Source organism: Cognatishimia sp. (genome assembly GCF_964229375.1).
Taxonomy (GTDB): domain Bacteria; phylum Pseudomonadota; class Alphaproteobacteria; order Rhodobacterales; family Rhodobacteraceae; genus Cognatishimia.
Window position 1 is genome coordinate 1 of sequence record NZ_CAXREH010000132.1, and the last position, 20,778, is coordinate 20,778.

At 57.1% G+C, this 20,778-nt stretch carries 21 protein-coding genes and 1 pseudogene; 19 read left to right on the forward strand and 3 right to left on the reverse strand.

Annotation, left to right across the window (positions count from 1 at the left end):
* From ACEQWH_RS10030 to ACEQWH_RS10120, 19 genes and pseudogenes are all read left to right on the forward strand, one after another.
* Positions 1–296: pseudogene (locus ACEQWH_RS10030) on the forward strand (NADH-quinone oxidoreductase subunit E); the annotation flags it as partial.
* 32 nt (positions 297–328) lie between these two features.
* A complete protein-coding gene (locus ACEQWH_RS10035) occupies positions 329–1,000 on the forward strand; it encodes an NADH:ubiquinone oxidoreductase (RefSeq protein ID WP_370230342.1) in 672 nt (223 codons plus the stop codon).
* Between the two features lie 54 nt (positions 1,001–1,054).
* Positions 1,055–1,279, forward strand: coding sequence for a DUF5337 domain-containing protein (locus tag ACEQWH_RS10040; protein ID WP_370230344.1), 225 nt, complete (start codon positions 1,055–1,057; stop codon positions 1,277–1,279).
* Between the two features lie 5 nt (positions 1,280–1,284).
* Positions 1,285–2,583, forward strand: a complete 1,299-nt coding sequence (nuoF, locus tag ACEQWH_RS10045) for an NADH-quinone oxidoreductase subunit NuoF (RefSeq protein ID WP_370230346.1) — start codon at positions 1,285–1,287, stop codon at positions 2,581–2,583.
* A gap of 13 nt (positions 2,584–2,596) precedes the next feature.
* Entirely contained in the window at positions 2,597–2,950 is a 354-nt protein-coding gene (locus ACEQWH_RS10050) for a hypothetical protein (RefSeq protein WP_370230348.1), read from the forward strand.
* A gap of 169 nt (positions 2,951–3,119) precedes the next feature.
* Positions 3,120–3,515, forward strand: coding sequence for a DUF5333 domain-containing protein (locus ACEQWH_RS10055; RefSeq protein WP_370230351.1), 396 nt, complete (start codon positions 3,120–3,122; stop codon positions 3,513–3,515).
* Positions 3,516–3,517: 2 nt separating this feature from the next.
* Positions 3,518–5,536, forward strand: a complete 2,019-nt coding sequence (gene nuoG / locus ACEQWH_RS10060) for an NADH-quinone oxidoreductase subunit NuoG (protein WP_370230354.1) — start codon at positions 3,518–3,520, stop codon at positions 5,534–5,536.
* Positions 5,537–5,542: 6 nt separating this feature from the next.
* The gene (locus ACEQWH_RS10065; RefSeq protein ID WP_370230356.1) at positions 5,543–5,956 is read left to right on the forward strand and encodes a hypothetical protein; all 414 of its coding nucleotides are present in this window, start codon (positions 5,543–5,545) and stop codon (positions 5,954–5,956) included.
* A 6-nt stretch (positions 5,957–5,962) separates the two neighbouring features.
* Positions 5,963–7,003, forward strand: coding sequence for an NADH-quinone oxidoreductase subunit NuoH (gene nuoH, locus ACEQWH_RS10070; protein WP_370230359.1), 1,041 nt, complete (start codon positions 5,963–5,965; stop codon positions 7,001–7,003).
* Between the two features lies 1 nt (position 7,004).
* Positions 7,005–7,499, forward strand: a complete 495-nt coding sequence (gene nuoI, locus ACEQWH_RS10075) for an NADH-quinone oxidoreductase subunit NuoI (protein WP_209356557.1) — start codon at positions 7,005–7,007, stop codon at positions 7,497–7,499.
* Complete coding sequence (locus ACEQWH_RS10080; protein WP_370230362.1) at positions 7,496–7,903, forward strand: carboxymuconolactone decarboxylase family protein; 408 nt, start codon at positions 7,496–7,498, stop codon at positions 7,901–7,903. The genes nuoI and ACEQWH_RS10080 overlap by 4 nt, the downstream gene beginning before the upstream one ends.
* Positions 7,900–8,508 carry an NADH-quinone oxidoreductase subunit J gene (locus ACEQWH_RS10085; protein ID WP_370230364.1) on the forward strand — a complete coding sequence of 203 codons (609 nt, stop codon included), beginning with the start codon at positions 7,900–7,902 and terminating at the stop codon, positions 8,506–8,508. Before ACEQWH_RS10080 ends, ACEQWH_RS10085 begins: the two co-directional genes overlap by 4 nt.
* Positions 8,509–8,590: 82 nt before the next feature.
* Positions 8,591–8,905: an NADH-quinone oxidoreductase subunit NuoK gene (gene nuoK, locus ACEQWH_RS10090; RefSeq protein WP_370230366.1), complete on the forward strand. Its 315-nt coding sequence runs from the start codon at positions 8,591–8,593 to the stop codon at positions 8,903–8,905.
* Between the two features lie 4 nt (positions 8,906–8,909).
* Complete coding sequence (gene nuoL / locus ACEQWH_RS10095) at positions 8,910–11,000, forward strand: NADH-quinone oxidoreductase subunit L (protein ID WP_370230369.1); 2,091 nt, start codon at positions 8,910–8,912, stop codon at positions 10,998–11,000.
* Positions 11,000–12,541 carry an NADH-quinone oxidoreductase subunit M gene (locus tag ACEQWH_RS10100; protein WP_370230372.1) on the forward strand — a complete coding sequence of 514 codons (1,542 nt, stop codon included), beginning with the start codon at positions 11,000–11,002 and terminating at the stop codon, positions 12,539–12,541. Before nuoL ends, ACEQWH_RS10100 begins: the two co-directional genes overlap by 1 nt.
* 13 nt (positions 12,542–12,554) lie before the next feature.
* A complete protein-coding gene (nuoN, locus tag ACEQWH_RS10105; RefSeq protein WP_370230374.1) occupies positions 12,555–13,994 on the forward strand; it encodes an NADH-quinone oxidoreductase subunit NuoN in 1,440 nt (479 codons plus the stop codon).
* 77 nt (positions 13,995–14,071) lie between these two features.
* A complete protein-coding gene (locus ACEQWH_RS10110; RefSeq protein WP_370230376.1) occupies positions 14,072–14,824 on the forward strand; it encodes a biotin--[acetyl-CoA-carboxylase] ligase in 753 nt (250 codons plus the stop codon).
* Positions 14,825–14,836: 12 nt separating this feature from the next.
* Positions 14,837–15,607, forward strand: coding sequence for a type III pantothenate kinase (locus ACEQWH_RS10115; protein ID WP_370230379.1), 771 nt, complete (start codon positions 14,837–14,839; stop codon positions 15,605–15,607).
* Positions 15,608–15,613: 6 nt separating this feature from the next.
* Positions 15,614–17,281, forward strand: a complete 1,668-nt coding sequence (locus ACEQWH_RS10120; RefSeq protein WP_370230382.1) for a ribonuclease J — start codon at positions 15,614–15,616, stop codon at positions 17,279–17,281.
* A gap of 63 nt (positions 17,282–17,344) precedes the next feature.
* Here ACEQWH_RS10120 and ACEQWH_RS10125 read toward each other — a convergent pair whose 3' ends face one another.
* The 3 genes from ACEQWH_RS10125 to ACEQWH_RS10135 form a co-directional block, all read right to left on the reverse strand.
* Positions 17,345–18,715 carry a DEAD/DEAH box helicase gene (locus ACEQWH_RS10125; protein WP_370230385.1) on the reverse strand — a complete coding sequence of 457 codons (1,371 nt, stop codon included), beginning with the start codon at positions 18,713–18,715 and terminating at the stop codon, positions 17,345–17,347.
* Between the two features lie 179 nt (positions 18,716–18,894).
* Complete coding sequence (locus tag ACEQWH_RS10130; protein WP_370230388.1) at positions 18,895–19,866, reverse strand: glycosyltransferase family 2 protein; 972 nt, start codon at positions 19,864–19,866, stop codon at positions 18,895–18,897.
* Positions 19,867–19,869: 3 nt separating this feature from the next.
* The coding region (locus ACEQWH_RS10135; protein WP_370230391.1) for an EF-Tu/IF-2/RF-3 family GTPase at positions 19,870–20,778 on the reverse strand (909 nt) is incomplete at its 5' end.

Genomic DNA, 20,778 nt, shown 5'->3' on the forward strand with positions numbered 1-20,778 from the left:
CTGCGGTGAAAGAAAAAGCACCACGTCGCATGAAAGCCCCACGTAAAGCGGGCGCGGATGATCTGAAAAAGCTAAAGGGCGTTGGCCCCAAGCTTGAGCAGACGCTGAACGAGCTGGGCTTTTACCATTTCGACCAGATCGCCAAATGGGGCGAGGCCGAAGTTGCATGGGTTGATACGCGCCTGAAATTCAAAGGCCGGATTGAACGCGACGGGTGGATCGAACAGGCCAAAGTCTTGGCCGAGGGCGGAGAGACCGAATTCTCTCAAAAAGTAGCCAAAGGTGACGTGTACTAAGTAGCGATACAACGACAGTGTAGGAGTTGATAATGGCGAATGGAAATACAACGAACAACGTGCTGAGATGGGTTATCGCCATCGGCGTGTTTCTGATTGTTTATTTTGTTGCGAATGACGCAATGGCATGGCTTTTGGCTGTGATCCTTGGCGTGATCGCGGGCTTTATCGCTTACTGGCTGATCGGGTTCCTGCTGGGGTCTGACGATGCGCCTGCCGCCGCGTCCGAACCAATGTCAACTCCTGAACCTGCTGCGCAACCTGCGCCTAAGCCTGCTGCGGCGCCAGCACCAACGGCTGCTGCCGAGCCTGTTGAAGAGGTCGCGGAGACTCCAGCAGAAGAACCAGAGCCGGCACCTGAACCCGCGCCGGAACCAGAGGCTGCATCAGAGCCTGCGCCCGCACCTGAACCTGCGGCTGCGCCAGAAGAAGCGCCAGCTGCTGCGGAAGAGGCCGCTGAAGACGCCAGTGAAACTCCTGAAATTCTGGACGGCCCAAAAGGCGGTGTCGCGGATGATCTGAAAAAGATCAAAGGCGTTGGTCCTGGACTTGAGAAAACGCTGAACGAGCTTGGCATCTATCACTTTGACCAGATCGCGGCCTGGGGCCCGTCTGACATCGAATGGGTCGATGCACGCCTGAAATTCAAAGGCCGCATCACCCGCGACGATTGGGTGTCGCAGGCCAAGGACATGGCGAAGTAAAAGGGAAACTGTCAGGGCGCAGATCGCTGCGCCTTGGCCAAACAGAGAGACGAGATGGAACGCGAGAAAGACACAGCCATGGCACGCAAGGGGCGGATCGTCAGCCTTGTGATTGCTGGGACGCTGATTGTCTGGATGCTTCTTCAAGTCATCGGGCCAACGATCGGACTGGCAGGGCGGTATGCGCTCTTGTTTGATTTCGCGGCTTTGGCGGCGCTCATCTGGGCGTTCGTAAATATTTATCAGATCTGGCAAATGCGTCAGGCAGAAAAAGGGTAGACCGGATGCTCAAGGATCAAGACCGCATCTTTACCAACCTCTATGGGATGCACGAGCGTACGCTTGCGGGCGCAAAGCAGCGTGGCCATTGGGACGGCACAGCGGGGATCATTGAAAAGGGTCGGGACTGGATCATCGACACCATGAAGGCCTCCGGTCTGCGTGGCCGTGGTGGTGCGGGTTTCCCGACAGGCCTGAAATGGTCTTTCATGCCCAAGGAAAGTGACGGTCGTCCGGCCTATCTGGTGGTGAACGCCGATGAATCCGAGCCCGGCACCTGTAAAGACCGCGAAATCATGCGCCATGATCCGCATACGCTGATCGAAGGCTGCCTGATCGCCTCTTTCGCGATGCAGGCGCATACGTGCTATATCTATCTGCGTGGCGAATATATCCGCGAGCGCGAGGCGCTGCAGGCGGCGATCGACGAAGCTTATGACGCGGGCCTTCTGGGCCGCAACGCTGCTGGGTCTGGCTGGGATTTCGATATCTTCCTGCACCACGGCGCGGGCGCTTATATCTGCGGTGAAGAAACCGCATTGATCGAAAGCCTTGAGGGCAAAAAAGGCATGCCACGTATGAAGCCGCCATTTCCGGCGGGCGCGGGGCTTTATGGCTGCCCGACCACTGTGAACAACGTAGAGTCGATCGCGGTTGTGCCAACGATCCTGCGGCGCGGGGCCGAGTGGTTTGCTGGCTTTGGTCGCCCAAACAATGCAGGCACCAAGCTGTTTGCGATTTCTGGCCATGTGAACAACCCCTGTGTGGTCGAAGAGGCCATGTCGATCTCTTTTGAAGAGCTGATCGAAAAACACTGCGGCGGCATTCGCGGCGGCTGGAACAATCTGCAGGCTGTGATCCCCGGGGGATCTTCGGTGCCATGCGTACGCGGCGAGAATATGCGCGAAGCGATCATGGACTTTGACTATCTGCGCAATGATCTGGGATCAGGTCTGGGTACGGCTGCGGTCATCGTCATGGACAATGACACAGACATTATCAAAGCGATCTGGCGTCTGTCCAAATTCTATAAACACGAAAGCTGCGGTCAGTGTACGCCATGTCGCGAAGGCACCGGCTGGATGATGCGCGTGATGGACCGTCTGGTTCAGGGCAAGGCGGATCCCGAGGAAATCGACATGCTTTGGGATGTGACCAAGCAGGTTGAGGGCCACACGATCTGTGCGCTGGGGGATGCTGCTGCGTGGCCTATTCAGGGTCTGATCCGCAACTTCCGCGAAGAAATCGAGGATCGCATCAAGGCCCAGCAAAAAGGTCGCCGTTCGGCGATTGCAGCGGAGTAAGGAGCGAAACGCTATGCGGAGAACTTCAGTCGTAACTCTTGGCCTTTGTGCCGCATTGGCCCTGACCGCCGTGTCAGGATGTAGCCGCATCAAAAAAGATGACGGGCTGCGATTTGATGGCCAGCGGATGCGGATCAGCGCCAAGCGTGTCGACAAAGATGACCGCAGCTTCTTTACCGTTAACGCAGGCCCCGTGTCGCGCTCGCTCGCCGGAGCAAAAGGCGCAGCGCACTATGGTGGCACCGAATACTGCATCGAGAATTTCGGCACTTCCAATATTAAATGGGAGATCGCGCCAAGCGATGAGGCCGCAGATACACAAGTTAATCGTGACACGCTGACTTTGAAGGGGCAGTGCCGTCCGTGAGCTTGATTGTTTCATATCCTGGGTCAATCCTTGCCGACACTGGGCAATCTCGCGCCGATTTGCGCGGGAAAGCTGCGTGTTATTGCATAACAACGCCCGGTTTTTCCTTTGGACATGGGGCTTCTTGCGCAACTGCGCAGGAGGCGATTGCCATGGAAGGAGAAAAAACATGCGCATGATGTTGGTATTGGGAATGATCGCCGCTGCGGGTGCAGCGCAGGCGAAGCAGGATTTGAAAGATGTGTATTCTGTCTGGAACGGGTTGCTGTCCATTGGCATCGCCAATGAGATCCGCGAGACCTGCCCAGAAATTTCCGCACGTATGGTGCGCGCAGCTCTGCGTCTGAATTCGATTCAGAACGAAGCAAAAGGGCTGGGCTATTCCGCCGAGGAAATCGACGCATTCCGCACAAGCGAAGCCAACAAAGCTGCGATGCGCAGCGAAGGCGAAGCCTACATGAAAGACAACGGTGTCGTTAAAGGCGACCCCGCTACTTATTGCGCGCTTGGGCACGCAGAAATCGCAAAATCCAGCCAAATTGGCAGGCTGTTAAGGGCCAACTAAGAATGTCAGACCTACGCAAGATCATCATTGACGAGCAAGAAGTGGAAGTAGACGGCGCACTGACGCTGATCCAGGCCTGTGAGCAGGCCGGGGTCGAGGTTCCGCGGTTCTGCTATCACGAGCGTCTGTCCATCGCAGGCAACTGCCGCATGTGTCTTGTCGAGGTTGTTGGCGGACCACCTAAGCCAGCCGCATCCTGCGCCATGCAGGTACGCGATCTGCGCCCCGGCCCAGAGGGACAGCCACCGGTGGTCAAAACCAACTCGCCCATGGTCAAGAAGGCGCGCGAAGGGGTGATGGAATTCCTTCTGATCAACCACCCGCTGGATTGCCCGATCTGCGATCAGGGTGGCGAATGCGACCTTCAGGATCAGGCGATGGCCTATGGTGTGTCGGGATCCCGCTTTAAGGAAGCCAAGCGCGCGGTGGATGATCTGGATCTTGGTCCGCTGGTCGGCACCGTGATGACCCGCTGTATTTCCTGCACGCGGTGTGTGCGGTTCACAACCGAGGTCGCAGGCATCAACCAGATGGGCCAAACAGGTCGCGGCGAAGATGCCGAGATCACCAGCTATCTGAACCAGACTTTGGACAGCAACCTGCAGGGCAACATCATCGACCTTTGCCCAGTTGGCGCTCTGACGTCCAAGCCATATTCCTTCACGGCGCGCCCGTGGGAGCTTACCAAGACGGAAACCATCGACGTGATGGACGCGTTGGGCAGCAACATTCGCGTCGACACAAAGGGTCGCGAGGTCATGCGGATCATGCCACGCAACCATGATGGCGTGAACGAAGAGTGGATTTCCGATAAAACCCGTTTCGTCTGGGACGGCCTGCGTCGCCAGCGTCTGGATCGCCCTTACGTGCGTGAAAACGGTAAACTGCGTCCGGCCAGCTGGCCAGAAGCGCTCAGCAAAGTGGCTGCGGCCATGAAGGGCAAGAAAATCGCCGGTCTGGTTGGTGATCTTGTGTCTGTTGAGGCGGCTTATGCGCTGAAAACCCTGATCGAGGGGCAGGGCGGTAACGTGGAATGCCGGACGGACAACGCGCGCCTTCCGATTGGCAACCGTGCGGGTTACGTGGGCACTGCGTCCATCGAGGATATCGATGCAGCGAAATATATCATGCTGGTTGGTAGCAACCCGCGTGTCGAGGCACCGGTTCTGAACGCGCGGATCCGCAAGTCTTGGATCAACGGTGCCAATGTTGGTCTGGTCGGCGAAGCGGTTGATCTGACCTATGACTATCACCACGCGGGCACAGATCGGAAAGCTCTGGCAGCGATGCTGGGCACCAAGCACGGTCCGGTTCTAGAGGTTCCTTCGGTCGTCATCGTCGGCCAAGGCGCGCTAAGCGAAGCCGACGGTCTGGCCGTTTTGGCGGCGGCGCAACAATTGGCGACGGAAACCAAGTCCAAACTGATGGTTCTGCACACCGCCGCAAGCCGCGTTGGTGCGATGGATGTGGGCGCGGTCACCGAGGGTGGGCTTTTGGCGGCCACCGAGGGTGCCGAGGTCATCTTCAACATGGGCGCAGACGAAGTCGATATCGATCAAGGCCCATTCGTGGTCTATCAGGGTTCTCACGGTGATCGGGGCGCGATGCGCGCGGATGTGATCCTGCCGGGGGCCGCCTATACCGAGGAAAACGGTCTGTTCGTGAACACCGAAGGCCGCCCTCAGCTTGCGATGCGGGCGAATTTTGCGCCGGGCGAGGCGAAAGAAAACTGGGCGATCCTGCGGGCTCTGTCCGCAGAGCTGGACGCGACCTTGCCGTTTGACAGCCTTGCACAGTTGCGCAACGCGCTGGTAAGCGAAGTGCCGCATCTGAAGAAGATCGACGAAGTCATTGAAAACGAAGGCGAAGATCTGCCGTCGGATGCTCTGGGGAATGCTGATTTCCGCAATGCGATCAATGATTTCTATCTGACCAACCCGATTGCACGTGCCTCGACCCTGATGGCCGAACTATCGGCGAACGCCAAAGCGCGCAAAGACGCGCCACTGGCTGCGGAGTAAGTCTGAATGACCGTCACCCTGCATAACGCTCTGATGGTGCCAGCGCTTGTCGCTGGCCTGTCGGCTTGTGCGATGCAGGAGTCGTCGGTCAGCCGCGAGGCGACGGATCTATCGCCGTCCTACGATGGCATTCAGACATCGCTTTTGGATGGTGATCTGGTGAATTTCCACGTGGAAATGCAAAACGCTGGCGATCCCGAAGCGCTGGATGACTATGCGGAATGTGCGGCCGCGCAATATGCGCTGATCCGCGGCTTTGGATTTGCGCGCCACGTGCGCACAACAATTGAAATCGAGGGCGAGACATGGCTCGGAGATGCGGTTTACACCGTATCGCCATCCTTGCCCCGTGGGCTAAAGACGATTGACGCTGAAGTCACTGTCGCGGCCTGCGAAGAAAACGGAATACCCACGGTGTGAGGACCTATGGCTGAATTTCTTACCACCCCCCTCGGAATAGGCGTGATCATCGTCGCCCAGGTGCTGGCGGTTGTGGCATTTGTTATGATCTCATTGCTGTTTCTGGTTTACGGAGACCGCAAGATCTGGGCTGCTGTGCAAATGCGCCGTGGCCCGAACGTGGTTGGCGCGTGGGGCTTGCTCCAGACGGTCGCTGACGCGTTGAAATATGTTGTGAAAGAGATCGTTGTCCCTGCGGGGGCGGATAAGACGGTCTTTATGCTGGCGCCGCTGACGTCTTTTGTCCTTGCGCTGATCGCCTGGGCGGTGATCCCGTTCAACGACACATGGGTGCTGTCTGACATCAACGTCGCGATCCTCTATGTCTTTGCGGTGTCTTCGCTGGAAGTCTACGGCGTCATCATGGGCGGTTGGGCCTCCAACTCGAAGTACCCGTTCCTTGGCTCGCTGCGCTCGGCGGCTCAGATGATCTCTTACGAGGTGTCGATCGGCCTGATTATCATCGGCATCATCATCTCGACCGGCTCGATGAACTTTGGTGACATCGTGCAGGCGCAAAACGGCGATTACGGCTTCTTTAGCTGGTACTGGCTGCCACACTTCCCGATGGTCTTCCTGTTCTTCATCTCGGCCTTGGCGGAAACTAACCGTCCGCCGTTTGACTTGCCCGAAGCGGAATCGGAACTGGTTGCTGGCTATCAGGTGGAATATTCCTCAACGCCGTTCCTGCTGTTCATGGCGGGCGAATATATCGCCATCTTCCTGATGTGCGCGCTGACGTCCCTTTTGTTCTTTGGCGGCTGGCTGTCCCCAATCCCAAGCCTGATCGGTGACGGCCCACTTTGGATGGTCGGCAAGATGGCCTTCTTCTTCTTTGTCTTCGCGATGGTTAAGGCAATCACCCCGCGCTATCGCTATGACCAGCTGATGCGCATTGGTTGGAAAGTCTTCCTGCCGATGTCCCTGATCTGGGTTGTTGTTGTGGCGTTCCTTGCAAAATTTGAAGCCTTTGGCGGTGCGTATGCTCGCTGGGCGATCGGAGGCTAACATGGCGAACATCGACTATACCCGCGCCGCGAAGTACTTTCTGCTGGCCGATTTCATCAAAGGCTTTCAGCTGGGTCTGAAGTATTTCTTTGCGCCAAAGGCGACGCTGAACTATCCGCACGAAAAGGGGCCACTCAGCCCGCGTTTTCGCGGTGAGCACGTGCTGCGCCGCTATCCAAACGGCGAAGAGCGCTGCATTGCCTGTAAGCTGTGTGAAGCGATCTGCCCGGCGCAGGCGATTACAATCGATGCAGAGCCACGCGAGGACGGCAGCCGCCGGACAACGCGCTATGACATCGATATGACCAAATGCATCTATTGCGGCTTCTGTCAGGAAGCGTGCCCTGTGGATGCAATTGTCGAAGGTCCGAATTTCGAATTTGCCACAGAAACCCGCGAAGAGCTGTTTTACGACAAGGAAAAACTGCTTGCTAACGGCGATCGCTGGGAAGCTGAAATTGCCCGCAATCTGGAACTGGATGCGCCTTACCGATGAGCGAGCCGCAGAACCCTTTTGAAGCGATGATCGCGCAGTATCAGGACATGGCCAAGGCCATGAACCCTGCGCTTGAGTCGTTTACGCCCAAAGGGTTTGAGAACCTTTGGCCAACCATGCCCAAAGACATGATGGAAATGTTTTTTGGCAATGCGTTGAACAAAGACGGCTTGGACGCGAAAACGCGTCTGCTGCTTACCCTGGCGGCCCTGACCGTACTAGGTGGGCAGGCAGACAGCCAAATCCGTTTGACAGTCCGGCATCTGATGGAAGCCGGCGCCACGAAACAAGAAGTTGTCGAGTGCATTGGGCAGATGTCCATGTTCGCCGGCATTCCCGCCATGACCCGCGTGATGGAGATCGCGCAAGAGGTTCTGGCAGACACTGAGGAAGATGAGTCATGACCATCGCTGCTTTTGCCTTTTATCTATTTGCGATCTCGGTGGTCGCAGGTGGCTTGTTCACCGTCATCAGCAAGAACCCGGTACACTCTGTACTGTGGCTGATCCTGTCATTCCTAAGCTCGGCAGGGCTGTTCGTGCTGTTGGGGGCGGAATTCGTCGCGATGCTGTTGATCATCGTCTACGTCGGAGCGGTCGCCGTACTGTTCCTCTTTGTGGTAATGATGCTGGATGTGGACTTTGCCGAACTCAAGGCGGGCATGGCGCAGTATCTGCCGATTGCCTTGCTGATCGGTGTGGTTCTGTTGATGCAATTCGGGCTGGCCTTCGGCGCCTGGACCGAGGCTGAAAACGCGCAAGCCCTACGCGAAGCTGTGACGCCAGAGGGGGTCACCAATACAGCAGCGCTGGGTCTGCTGATTTATGATCAATATTTCATGCTTTTCCAACTGGCGGGCCTGATCCTGCTGGTGGCGATGATTGGCGCGATTGTGCTGACACTGCGCCACCGCCGCGACATCAAGCGTCAGAACGTGTTGGAGCAGATGTGGCGCGATCCAAGCGCAGCCATGGAACTGAAAGATGTGAAGCCGGGGCAGGGACTGTAAATGGCTTGGTGGGGATGGATAGCCGTTGCTGTTGCAATCGGCGCCGCGATAATAACGACCGCAAGAAATAAGAGAGGCGGAGATGATCGGACTTGAACATTACCTAACGGTGGCGGCGACGCTTTTCGTCATCGGCATCTTCGGGCTCTTTTTGAACCGGAAGAATGTGATCATCCTGTTGATGTCAATCGAACTGATGCTTTTGGCGGTGAATATCAACCTGGTGGCGTTTAGTTCTTCCGTGGTTGGCCACGGGGATCTGGTCGGGCAGGTGTTCACCCTGTTTGTTCTGACCGTTGCAGCCGCCGAGGCGGCGATTGGTCTGGCGATCCTGGTCAGCTTCTTTAGAAACCGCGGCACAATCGCGGTCGAAGACGTCAACGTGATGAAAGGCTGATTTGATGATCTTTAAGGTAATCTTATTCGCGCCGCTCATCGGTGCCCTAATCGCAGGGTTTGGCTGGCGCTATATCGGCGAGACCGCCGCACAATATGTCACAACAGGCCTGTTGTTCCTTGCGGCACTGCTCAGCTGGGTTGTGTTCCTGCAAGGGGCCGATCTGGACACTGCGGTACATATCCTGAACTTCATTCAATCGGGATCGCTTGATACGACCTGGTCCATTCGGGTCGACCGTCTGACTACCACCATGCTGATCGTCATCACGACGGTCTCTGCACTCGTGCACCTGTATTCCTTTGGCTACATGGCGCATGACGAGAATTTCGGCGACGACCAGAACTATAAAGCGCGCTTCTTTGCCTATCTCAGCTTCTTCACCTTTGCGATGCTGATGCTGGTGACCTCTGACAACCTTGTTCAGATGTTCTTTGGCTGGGAAGGCGTGGGTGTCGCGTCTTATCTGCTGATTGGCTTTTACTGGAAAAAGCAAAGCGCGGGTGCTGCGGCGATCAAAGCCTTTGTGGTCAACCGGGTTGGCGACTTTGGCTTTGCGCTGGGGATCTTTGCGCTGTTCATGCTGACCGACAGCATCAGCTTTGACGTGATCTTCACCTTCGGTCCCGAGCTTGCGGAAACCACCGTGCGTTTCCTGTGGACAGACTGGAACGCGGCCAACCTGATTGCCTTCCTGTTGTTTGTTGGCGCGATGGGCAAATCGGCTCAGTTGATCCTGCACACATGGTTGCCTGACGCGATGGAAGGCCCGACGCCTGTGTCGGCGCTGATTCACGCGGCGACCATGGTGACCGCGGGTGTTTTCCTTGTATGCCGCATGTCTCCGATCATGGAATTCGCACCAGAGGCGATGGCGTTTGTGACCTTCCTTGGCGCGACCACAGCCTTCTTTGCTGCGACCGTCGGCCTTGTGCAAAACGACATCAAACGCGTGATCGCCTATTCGACCTGTTCGCAGCTGGGTTACATGTTCGTAGCCGCAGGCGTTGGCGTTTATTCGGTCGCGATGTTCCACCTGTTCACACACGCGTTCTTTAAGGCGATGCTGTTCCTGGGCGCAGGGTCTGTGATCCACGGTATGCACCACGAACAAGACATGCGGAACTATGGCGGTCTGCGGAAAAAGCTGCCTTATACCTTCTGGGCGATGATGCTGGGCACGCTGGCGATCACCGGTGTTGGTGTTCCAACCATGCTGTTCACGCTGGGCGGTGTTCCATTCGGCTTTGCGGGCTTTATTTCCAAGGACGCGGTGATTGAATCAGCCTTTGCTGCGGGCAACGGTTATGCCTTCTGGATGCTGGTTGTGGCGGCGCTGTTCACATCTTTCTACAGCTGGCGCCTGATCTTCCTGACCTTCTATGGCACCCCACGGGGCGACAAGCACACGCACGACCATGCGCATGAAAGCCCACGTGTCATGCTGATCCCACTGGGCGTTCTGTCCTTGGGCGCGGTGCTGTCCGGGATGCTCTGGTACTCAAGCTTCTTTGGGAAAACCAACGAGGTGGTGTCCTTCTTTGGCGGCCACTATGAAGAGCCTGCAAAGGATCTGGCCAAAGAGGTTGCCGAGAACAATCCAAAGGCCTCTAAGCTGAAATATGTCATGGCGGATGCACCGGGTGAGGCGGCGATCTATATCAAGCCTGAGAACACCATCCTGCACGAAGCCCACTATGTTCCAACATGGGTCAAGCTGGCGCCGTTTGTGTCGATGGCCTTGGGTCTGATCGTGGCGCTGTGGTTCTATATCTGGGATCCGTCCATGCCGCGCAAAGTGGCAGAGAGCCAGCGGCCGCTGTATCTGTTCCTGCTGAACAAATGGTACTTCGACGAGATCTATGACTTCCTGATCGTGCGTCCTGCGCAAGTGTTGGGGCGCTTCCTGTGGAAACGCGGGGATGGATCGGTCATCGATGGCTTCCTTAATGGTGTTGCGATGGGCGTTGTGCCCTTCTTCACCAAACTCGCTGGCCGCGCGCAGTCGGGCTACATCTTTACTTACGCATTCGCCATGGTGATCGGCATCGCCGTTCTCGTCACCTGGATGACTTTCTCCGGAGGATCCAACTAATGGATAACCTTCTTTCCATCGTGACATTCGTTCCCCTGCTTGGGGCAGCCGTGCTGCTGGTTTTTGCACGCGGTGACGATGCCTCGGCGCAGCGCAATGCGAAATGGGTTGCTCTGATCACCACGTCGGCAGTGTTCCTGCTGTCGCTGTTCATTCTGGCCGAATTTGATCCCGATAACACCGGAATGCAGTTCGTCGAAGAGCGTGAATGGCTCTTGGGGCTGCAATACAAGATGGGCGTTGACGGGATCTCTGTTCTCTTTGTGATGCTGACCACCTTCATGATGCCGCTGACGATTGCGGCCTCTTGGGATGTGAAGCACCGCGTCAAAGAGTACATGATCGCGTTCCTGTTGCTGGAAACCCTGATGCTGGGCGTCTTTATGGCCTTGGATCTGGTGCTCTTCTATCTGTTCTTTGAGGCAGGCCTTATCCCGATGTTCCTGATCATCGGTATCTGGGGTGGCAAAAACCGGATCTACGCGAGCTTTAAGTTCTTCCTCTATACCTTCCTCGGGTCCGTCCTGATGCTGGTTGCGATGGTGGCGATGTTTGCCGATGCGGGTACGACCGACATTCCAACCCTGATGAACCACACCTTTGCCTCCGAGAGCTTCTCGATCCTTGGCGTGCATATCGTGGGTGGGCTTCAGACATTGCTGTTCTTGGCGTTCTTTGCCTCTTTCGCGGTCAAGATGCCGATGTGGCCGGTTCACACCTGGTTGCCTGATGCACACGTTCAGGCGCCAACGGCCGGCTCTGTGGTTCTGGCGGCGATCCTGCTGAAGATGGGGGGCTATGGCTTCTTGCGCTTTAGCCTGCCGATGTTCCCAATCGGGTCCGAAGTTCTGTCCGACCTGGTTCTGTGGATGTCTGCAATCGCGATCGTCTATACCTCGCTGGTGGCGCTGGTTCAGGAAGACATGAAAAAGCTGATTGCCTATTCATCGGTTGCCCACATGGGTTATGTGACCATGGGGATCTTTGTTGTGAACCAACAGGGTATCGATGGCGCGATCTTCCAGATGCTCAGCCACGGCTTTATCTCTGGTGCGCTCTTCCTCTGTGTCGGCGTGATCTATGACCGGATGCATACCCGTGAGATCGACGCATACGGAGGCCTTGTGAACCGGATGCCAGCCTATGCGCTGATCTTCATGTTCTTTACGATGGCGAACGTCGGCCTGCCGGGGACCTCTGGCTTTGTTGGCGAATTCCTGACGCTGATGGGCGCGTTCCAGAAAAACACCTGGATTGCAGCGATTGCGACCTCGGGCGTGATCTTCTCTGCAGCCTACGCGCTGTGGCTCTATCGTCGGGTCGTTATGGGCGACCTGATCAAAGAGAGCCTCAAGACCATCAAAGACATGACCGTTCGTGAAAAGTGGATCTTTGCACCGCTGGTAGCGATGACCTTGATCTTGGGTGTGTACCCATCGCTGATCACCGACATCATTGGCCCTTCGGTCGAAGCGCTGATCCAAAACTATGACACCGCAGTGGCGCATATGGCTGACGCCACCCACGCGGCCGACCATTAAGGGGTGATCTGAAATGATCTCTGCTGATCTTACAATCGTTCTGCCGGAAATCCTGCTGGCAATCTATGCGATGGTCGCGCTGGTAGGCGCGGTTTACACAGGCAAAGACGGGCTTGCGGGTCTGCTTACCTGGGTGACATCCTTGGTGTTTGTCCTGATGGCGGCCTGGATTGGTCTGGGCGAGGGCGGCACGCAAACAGCGTTCAACGGCATGTACAACGACGATGCCTTCTCGCGGTTTGCCAAGGTGACGATCCTGTTGTCCGCTGCCGCCGTACTGGTGATGGGGCAGGACTATATGTCTCGCCGTGGCATCCTGCGGTTTGAATACCCTCTGCTGGTGGCGCTGGCCGTTGTCGGTATGATGGTGATGGTCTCTGCCGGAGACCTGATGGCGCTTTATATGGGCCTCGAGCTGCAGTCCCTGTCGCTCTACGTGGTGGCATCGCTGCGTCGTGACTCTGTGCGCTCGACCGAAGCTGGCATGAAGTATTTCGTACTGGGGGCGCTGTCGTCTGGTCTGCTGCTCTATGGTTCGTCGCTGGTTTACGGCTTTGCAGGCACCACGAATTTTGCAGGCATCATCGAAGCGGTCGGAACAGGCAGCACGCCACTTGGTCTGTTGTTCGGTCTGGTCTTTATCGTGTCCGGTCTGGCCTTCAAAGTGTCGGCGGTTCCGTTCCACATGTGGACGCCTGACGTCTATGAAGGCGCACCAACCCCGATCACAGCGTTTTTCGCTACAGCGCCAAAGATGGCCGCGATGGGGTTGTTTGCCCGCGTTGTGCATGATGCCTTTGGCGGCGTGGTTGGCGACTGGCAGCAGATCGTTGCGCTTTTGTCTGTCCTGTCCATGTATCTGGGCGCGGTGGCGGCGATCGGCCAGCGCGACATCAAGCGTCTGATGGCATATTCTTCGATCGCGCATATGGGCTTTGCTCTGATGGGTCTGGCGGCTGGCACGGCCTTTGGCGTGCAGGCGATGCTGATCTATATGGCGATCTACGTAACGATGAACGTCGGCACCTTTGCCTTCATCCTTTCTATGGAAAAAGACGGGATGCCGGTTAGCAAGATTGATGCGCTGAACATGTATGCGAAACGCGAGCCGGGCAAAGCGCTTGCGATGCTGATCCTGCTGTTCTCGTTGGCGGGTGTTCCGCCACTGGTCGGGTTCTTCGGCAAGTTCTATGTCCTGCGCGCAGCGTATGACGCGGGACTGGCGTGGCTGGCGGTGGCTGGTGTGATCGCGTCGGTGATCGGGGCCTTCTATTATCTGCGCCTTGTGTACTTCATGTACTTTGGCGAAGAACAGGAAAGCCTGGACAAGAACCGCAGCCCGGTTCTGGGAGCCTTCTTGATGGGGTCGGCAGCGGTAATGCTGTTTGGTGTGATCAACCTCTTTGGTATCGAGACACTGGCGCAGGTCGCAGCAGCGGCACTCGTCAACTAACGGCACGCAAAGACTGTTTTGAAGGGCGTGCTTTCAAAAAGCACGCCCTTTGCTTTTGAGAATACGGAGCATAAGAAATGCGTGAGTGGCCAGAAGGATACGCGCGTCGGGTGTTGCCCGAGGTCGACAGCACCAACGCTGAAGCCGCGCGTATCGCGTCAGATCTGGCAGGGCCCACTTGGATACTGGGGCTGCGCCAAACTGCGGGGCACGGTCGCCGCGGTCGAGTTTGGACGCATCCAGAAGGAAACTTTGCAGGCTCGCTCGTCATGCGTCCTGCGGCCCAGGCTTCAGAAATGGCCAAGCGCAGCTTTGTTGCAGCCCTGGCCTTGCACGATGCGCTGAGCGACGTCACCGGACAAGGCGCGCGCTTTTCTCTGAAATGGCCCAATGACATCTTGCTAAATGGTGGCAAGGTCGCCGGCATCCTGCTTGAAAGCGCAGGCGGCCCGGGCGGTATCATCAGCCACATTGCCATCGGCATGGGGGTGAACCTTGCCGCAGCCCCTGACGTCGGAGAGGTCGAGGCCTGGGCCACGCGGCCTGTGTCGCTGTTGTCTGAAACGGGGGTGCTGGTGTCGCCAGAAGAGTTCCTGAATGTGCTCGCACCCAATTTCGCCCATTGGGAGACCCAGATTGCGACCTATGGGTTTGAGCCCATCCGTGCGGCCTGGCTGTCGCGGGCTGCGAAAATCGGTGAAGTTATCACCGCGCGGACCATGCGCGAGGAATGGTCCGGAACCTTTGAGACTGTGGACAACGAGGGCAATCTCGTGTTGAACACGCCCAAAGGCGCTGTGGCGATCCCGGCGGCTGATGTGTTTTTCTAAGAGGGCAGCTTGATGCTTCTTGCGATCGATTGCGGCAATACAAACACTGTGTTCTCGATTTGGGACGGGGAGAAGTTTCTGTGCACTCTTCGGACGTCGACGCACCACGCGCGGACCGCAGATGCCTATTTCACGTGGTTCTCGACGCTGATCAAACACTATGAACTTGAGCTGGACATCAAGGACGTCATCATTTCGTCCACCGTCCCGCGCGTGGTTTTCAACCTGCGTGTGTTTGCCGACCGGTTCTTTGATTGCCGCCCCTTGGTGGTTGGAAAATCAGACTGCCATCTGCCAGTGGATCCCCGGGTCGACGAGGGCACCATTGTCGGGCCAGACCGTCTGGTGAACACGGCAGGGGCCTTTAATCGCCATGGTGGGGATTTGATCGTGGTCGATTTTGGCACAGCGACGACATTTGACGTCGTCTCTAAGGATGGCGCCTATGTTGGCGGCGTGATCGCACCTGGCGTCAATCTTAGCCTTGAGGCCTTGCACCAGGCGGCAGCGGCCCTACCTCATATTGACATCGCCAAGCCACAGAAAGTCATTGGGACCAACACTGTGGCCTGCATGCAGTCGGGTGTGTTCTGGGGCTATGTCGGTCTCGTGCGCGAGATCTGCGACCGCATCAAAGCCGAGCGTGACCGGCCGATGAAAGTGATTTCCACGGGGGGGCTCGCCCCGTTGTTCCAACAGAGCTTTGCGTTGTTTGACGCATTCGAAGACGACTTAACGATGCACGGTTTGACCGTGATCTATGATTACAACAAGGAAAACTGACACCTTATGAGCAGTGAAAGACTAGTGTACCTGCCCCTCGGAGGGGCGGGCGAAATTGGTATGAACGCCTATGTTTATGGCCACGGAAAGCAAGGCGCAGAGCGATTGATCCTGGTGGATCTGGGCGTGACCTTTTCCGATATGGAAACGTCGCCTGGCGTCGATCTGATCTTCCCCGACATGCGCTGGCTGATCGAAAACAAAGAGCGGCTAGAGGCGATCTTTATCACCCACGGCCACGAAGATCACATCGGCGCCGTTGGACATTTCTGGGACCAACTTGGCGTGCCGGTTTATGCCCGCACATTTACCGCCAATCTGGCGCGTCGCAAGATGGTGGATCATGGCCAGCCCGATGAGGCGGTGAAAACCGTATCGGCATGGCCTGAAACCGTGCAGGCGGGGCCATTCTCGGTTGGGTTCTTGCCTGTCAGCCACTCCATCCCTGAAAGCGGTGCTTTGGTGATCGACAGCCCGGCAGGGCGCGTCATTCACACCGGCGATTTCAAACTGGATGAAACACCAGTGGTGGGCGAGCCGTTTGACGCGGACCTCTGGGCCTCTGTCAGCAAGGGTGGAGTGCAGGCGTTGGTGTGTGACTCAACCAATGTGTTCTCGCGACATGAAGGCCGGTCCGAGGCAACCGTGGGACCAGAGATCGAAAAGTTGGTTGCGGCGGCGCCGCAGATGGTGGCGGCAACGACGTTCGCCTCAAACGTGGCGCGGGTGAAAACATTGGCCGAAGCAGGCCAACGGGCAGGGCGGTCTATCTGTCTGATGGGCCGCGCGATGCGCCGGATGATCGAGGCGGCGATTGAAACCGGCGTGCTCAGCGATTTTCCGACCGTCGTCAGCCCCGAGGATGCTCAGAACATCCCGCGCGAGAACCTGATGCTGCTGGTTACAGGATCGCAAGGCGAGCGTCGCGCTGCAACGGCGCAGCTGGCGCGTGGCAAGCACAACGGTATGACCCTGAAAGAGGGCGATCTGTTCCTGTTCAGTTCGAAAACCATTCCGGGCAACGAAAAGGGTGTGATCCGTATCGTGAACCAACTGTCCGAGATGGGCGTTGATGTGGTCGACGACAGCTCGGGTCTGTATCACGTGTCAGGGCATGCCAACGGCCCAGATCTAGAGCGGCTGCATGACATTGTGAACCCGAAGATGGTCATTCCAATGCATGGCGAGCACCGCCACCTGCGAGAGCATGCCAAACGCGCCGAAGCCAAAGGACGCGCGAGCGTTGTTGCCGTAAATGGCACCATGCTGGATCTGACAGGGGCTGCGCCCAAAGTCACCGAATATGTCGAGACTGGGCGCACCTATCTGGACGGGCGCGTCAAAGTCGGGGCGCTGGACGGCATTGTGCGCGACCGGATCCGGATGGCTTTGAATGGTCATGCGGTTGTGAATGTGATCCTGGACGAAGACGACGAGCCTTTGGGCGAGCCGTGGGTTGAACTGATGGGTCTGCCAGAGCAGGGCAGCAGCTTTGCACCTGTGGTGGACGTGCTGGAAGAAGACCTGAGCCAGTTTCTGGGTCGCGCCGGAGAGAAGACTCTGGCCGATGATGACAAGCTTACTGAAGGGCTGCGTCGCGTCTTGCGAAACTCGGCCATGGGTGAAATTGGCAAGAAGCCGGAAGTCACCATTATTATCAGTCGAATGAGCTAAGCATCTGACAGAAATAAAAAACCCTCCTGAAAAGGAGGGTTTTTTGTTTGATTATCCGGCGGTTTAGCTTGCGCGACGCTCGTCAAAGCTGAGCGCGATAAAGCTTGGCATATGGTCGCCCATGCCCACCACATTGTCATCACGACGGCGATCACCACGCCCACCGCGGCCGCGGTTTTGCGGCTTGCCGTTGGTTTCTTTCACCGGAGTCTCTTCCTTGCGCGCTTCACGCGGCTCGGACACGGTTTCCTCGGCCTTTGGCTTGCGCGGTTTGCGCTCTGCCGGCTTCACCGGGTTTTCGATACGTGGGATCTCTTTCTGGATCAGCGCTTCGACGGCATCAAAGGCCTTTTCGTCGCGCGGCGAACAGATCATCACAGCTTTGCCCGAACGACCAGCACGGCCGGTGCGTCCGATCCGGTGAACATAGTCCTCGGCATGGCCCGGAACGTCGAAGTTGAACACATGGGTCACATCAGGAATGTCCAGTCCGCGCGCCGCCACATCAGAGGCCACAAGGAACTGCAGCTCACCGTTGCGGAAATCATCGAGCGTCTTCATACGCTGAGACTGATCCAGATCCCCGTGAATAGGGGCCGCGTTTAGCCCGTATTTCTTCATGGATTTCGCAGTGATATCCACGTCGGTCTTGCGGTTACAGAAGATGATCGCGTTGGTGCAAGTGTCGCCCTCAAGCTTGATCAGCTCGCGCAGAACTTTGCGTTTCTCGCTGCCTTCGCGGTCTCGACGGCTGGCTTTGAACATGACCACGCCTTGTTCGATATTCTCGGATGCGGTCGCCTGACGTGCCACTTCCACACGGGTTGGGGCCGACAGGAAAGTATCCGTGATCCGCTCAATCTCTGGCGCCATCGTGGCCGAGAAGAACAGGGTCTGGCGGGTGAACGGGGTCAGGCCGAAGATGCGTTCGATGTCGGGGATGAACCCCATGTCCAGCATCCGGTCCGCTTCGTCGACAACCATGACCTTCACGTCAGACAGGATCAGTTTGCCACGCTCGAAATGGTCCAAAAGGCGACCCGGTGTTGCAATCAGAACATCGACGCCTTTGTCGATGATGGCTTCCTGCTCTTTAAAGCTGACGCCACCGATGAGCAGCGCTTTGGTCAGCTTCAGATTCTTGGAATAGGCATCAAAGTTCTCTGCCACCTGTGCGGCCAACTCGCGGGTTGGGCACAGCACCAAAGACCGTGGCATACGCGCCCGAGCGCGGCCGCGGGCCAGAAGCGAAATCATGGGCAGGGTGAAGCTGGCGGTTTTGCCAGTACCAGTCTGCGCGATGCCAAGAACATCCTTACCCTCAAGGGCAGGTGGAATGGCACCGGCTTGGATAGGGGTCGGGCTTTCATAGCCCGCGTCTTCGACGGCTTTGAGAACCTTGGGGTTCAGATCAAGGTCGGAAAATTTTGTCATCTGTATCCATTTTTTGTGGATGCTACCGTCTCAAAGCAGCGTCGAAAGTGCGCCGTATGCACACGTTGTGGCAGGGGTTATATGACTGAACTTTGGGGGTCCAGCCCCTAGTTTTTGCGACCGCTAAGATTGCAGTCCGTGCGACAATTACCACGCACATTGTTTAGGGTTTGGAAACACTATACCACGAAATCGGGAAAGTGTTTCTGAACCTTCCGTGAAAGCTCGAGAGCGTATTGCCGCAAGAGCCCGTGGTGTTCAAGCCGAGAAAGCAGCTCTGGCGTGGCCAAACAGACCTCTTCAAAGAAAGCACGCAGGTCGGTTTCGTCGCTTGCGAGCAGAGATTTGAACATAACATGGCGGGACACGCGACCAGAGGCGGGGTCGATGTTTTTCCCCAGCTCTTCACGATAGGATCCGCGCGTCAGACGGAACTCCATGATGCGCAGCCATTTCTCCCAGCTTTCCACGTGGCGGTGGCACAGCTCGACCTGATCCAGCGCGACATCTGGCAGGTCCAGTTTTGATCCGTCCGATTTCAGATCAAAGGCGCGGTGGATGCCAAACTGCACCTTATCGCGTCCGGTGCGTACAAAAAGCTTGCCTGCCGTGTGGCTGATAAACCCGTCTTTGAACATCCCCCCGAAGGTGGGATAGATCTCTGCCTCGCGGGCTTTGTTTGCAGGCGTGTCTTTGGGGCGTGCCTTGCAAAAGGTGATCGCCGGATCAAGGCCAAGGTGATCCTCGGTGCACAGGCTTTCGCAGGGTGACATGCGCGCGCAGGGTGAGGCGGGCGGTAGGGTGTCTAAAGCGATTGAGATCGGCGTATCTGTCGGACACAAAAACTCATCCACATCAATATGCGCCAGCCAGTCCAGATCGGTTGCTTCGGCATAAACACGCGACGCGTTTTGCATCTGGCGGACCTGATGTTTCTTGGGAACATAGCCGCAGGTCTCAAGCCAATAGGGCCTGTCGGTCTGGATCGCGACGCAGTTTGGATGCGCATTCAGCGCATCAAAGGCGTCGGGGGTGTCGTCGTCCAGACAGATCGCGATCCGCGCTGCGCCAAGATCAAGGTGATAGGCGACAAAGCGCAGAATGTCGGCGGCTGGAGCCTTGATCGTTGAAACGATACCCCAGCGCGCCAAATCTTACACCATCATCTCTTTGGTCGCACTCAGCGTCACATCAGGATAATCGCGCCCGACGCGGTCGATGTCCCACTGAAGCCGCGTCAGATAGACGATATCGCCGTCATTGTCGTGACTGATGTGCTGCTTATTGGCATTGGCGAATTTCTCGACCGCATCCCGCTCGCCGTGCACCCAACGGGCAGAGGTGAACTGGCTGGCCTCAAACCGCACAGGCAGGCCGTATTCCATCTCGATCCGGCTGGCGAGCACTTCGAACTGAAGTGCGCCAACGACGCCGACGATAAAGCCGGAACCGATCGAAGGTTTGAACACTTTGGCCGCGCCTTCTTCGGCAAATTGCATCAGGGCCTTTTCCAGATGTTTGGCTTTCATCGGATCGCCCGCGCGCACACCCTGCAAAAGTTCAGGCGCAAATGACGGGATACCGGTGACGCGCAGCGCCTCGCCCTCGGTCAGCGTGTCACCGATGCGCAATTGCCCGTGGTTCGGGATGCCGATGATGTCACCCGCCCAGGCCTCCTCCGCCAGCTCGCGGTCCGAGGCCAGAAACAGCACTGGGTTGCTGATGGCCATGGGCTTTTTCGTGCGCACATGGGTCAGTTTCATGCCACGCTTGAAGTGGCCCGAGGCCATGCGCACAAAGGCCACACGGTCACGATGCTTGGGATCCATGTTGGCCTGTACCTTGAAAACAAAGCCTGCGACTTTCTTTTCTTCGGGGGCCATCTGACGCGGCTCGGCCGATTGCGGCTGCGGTTCTGGCCCATATTGGCTGATGCCGTGCATTAATTCCTGCACCCCAAACGAGTTGATCGCAGAGCCAAACCAGATCGGCGTCATATGCCCCTCTAGCACCGCTTGTGGATCAAGCTGCGGCAGCAGCTCTTTGGCCATTTCGACCTCTTC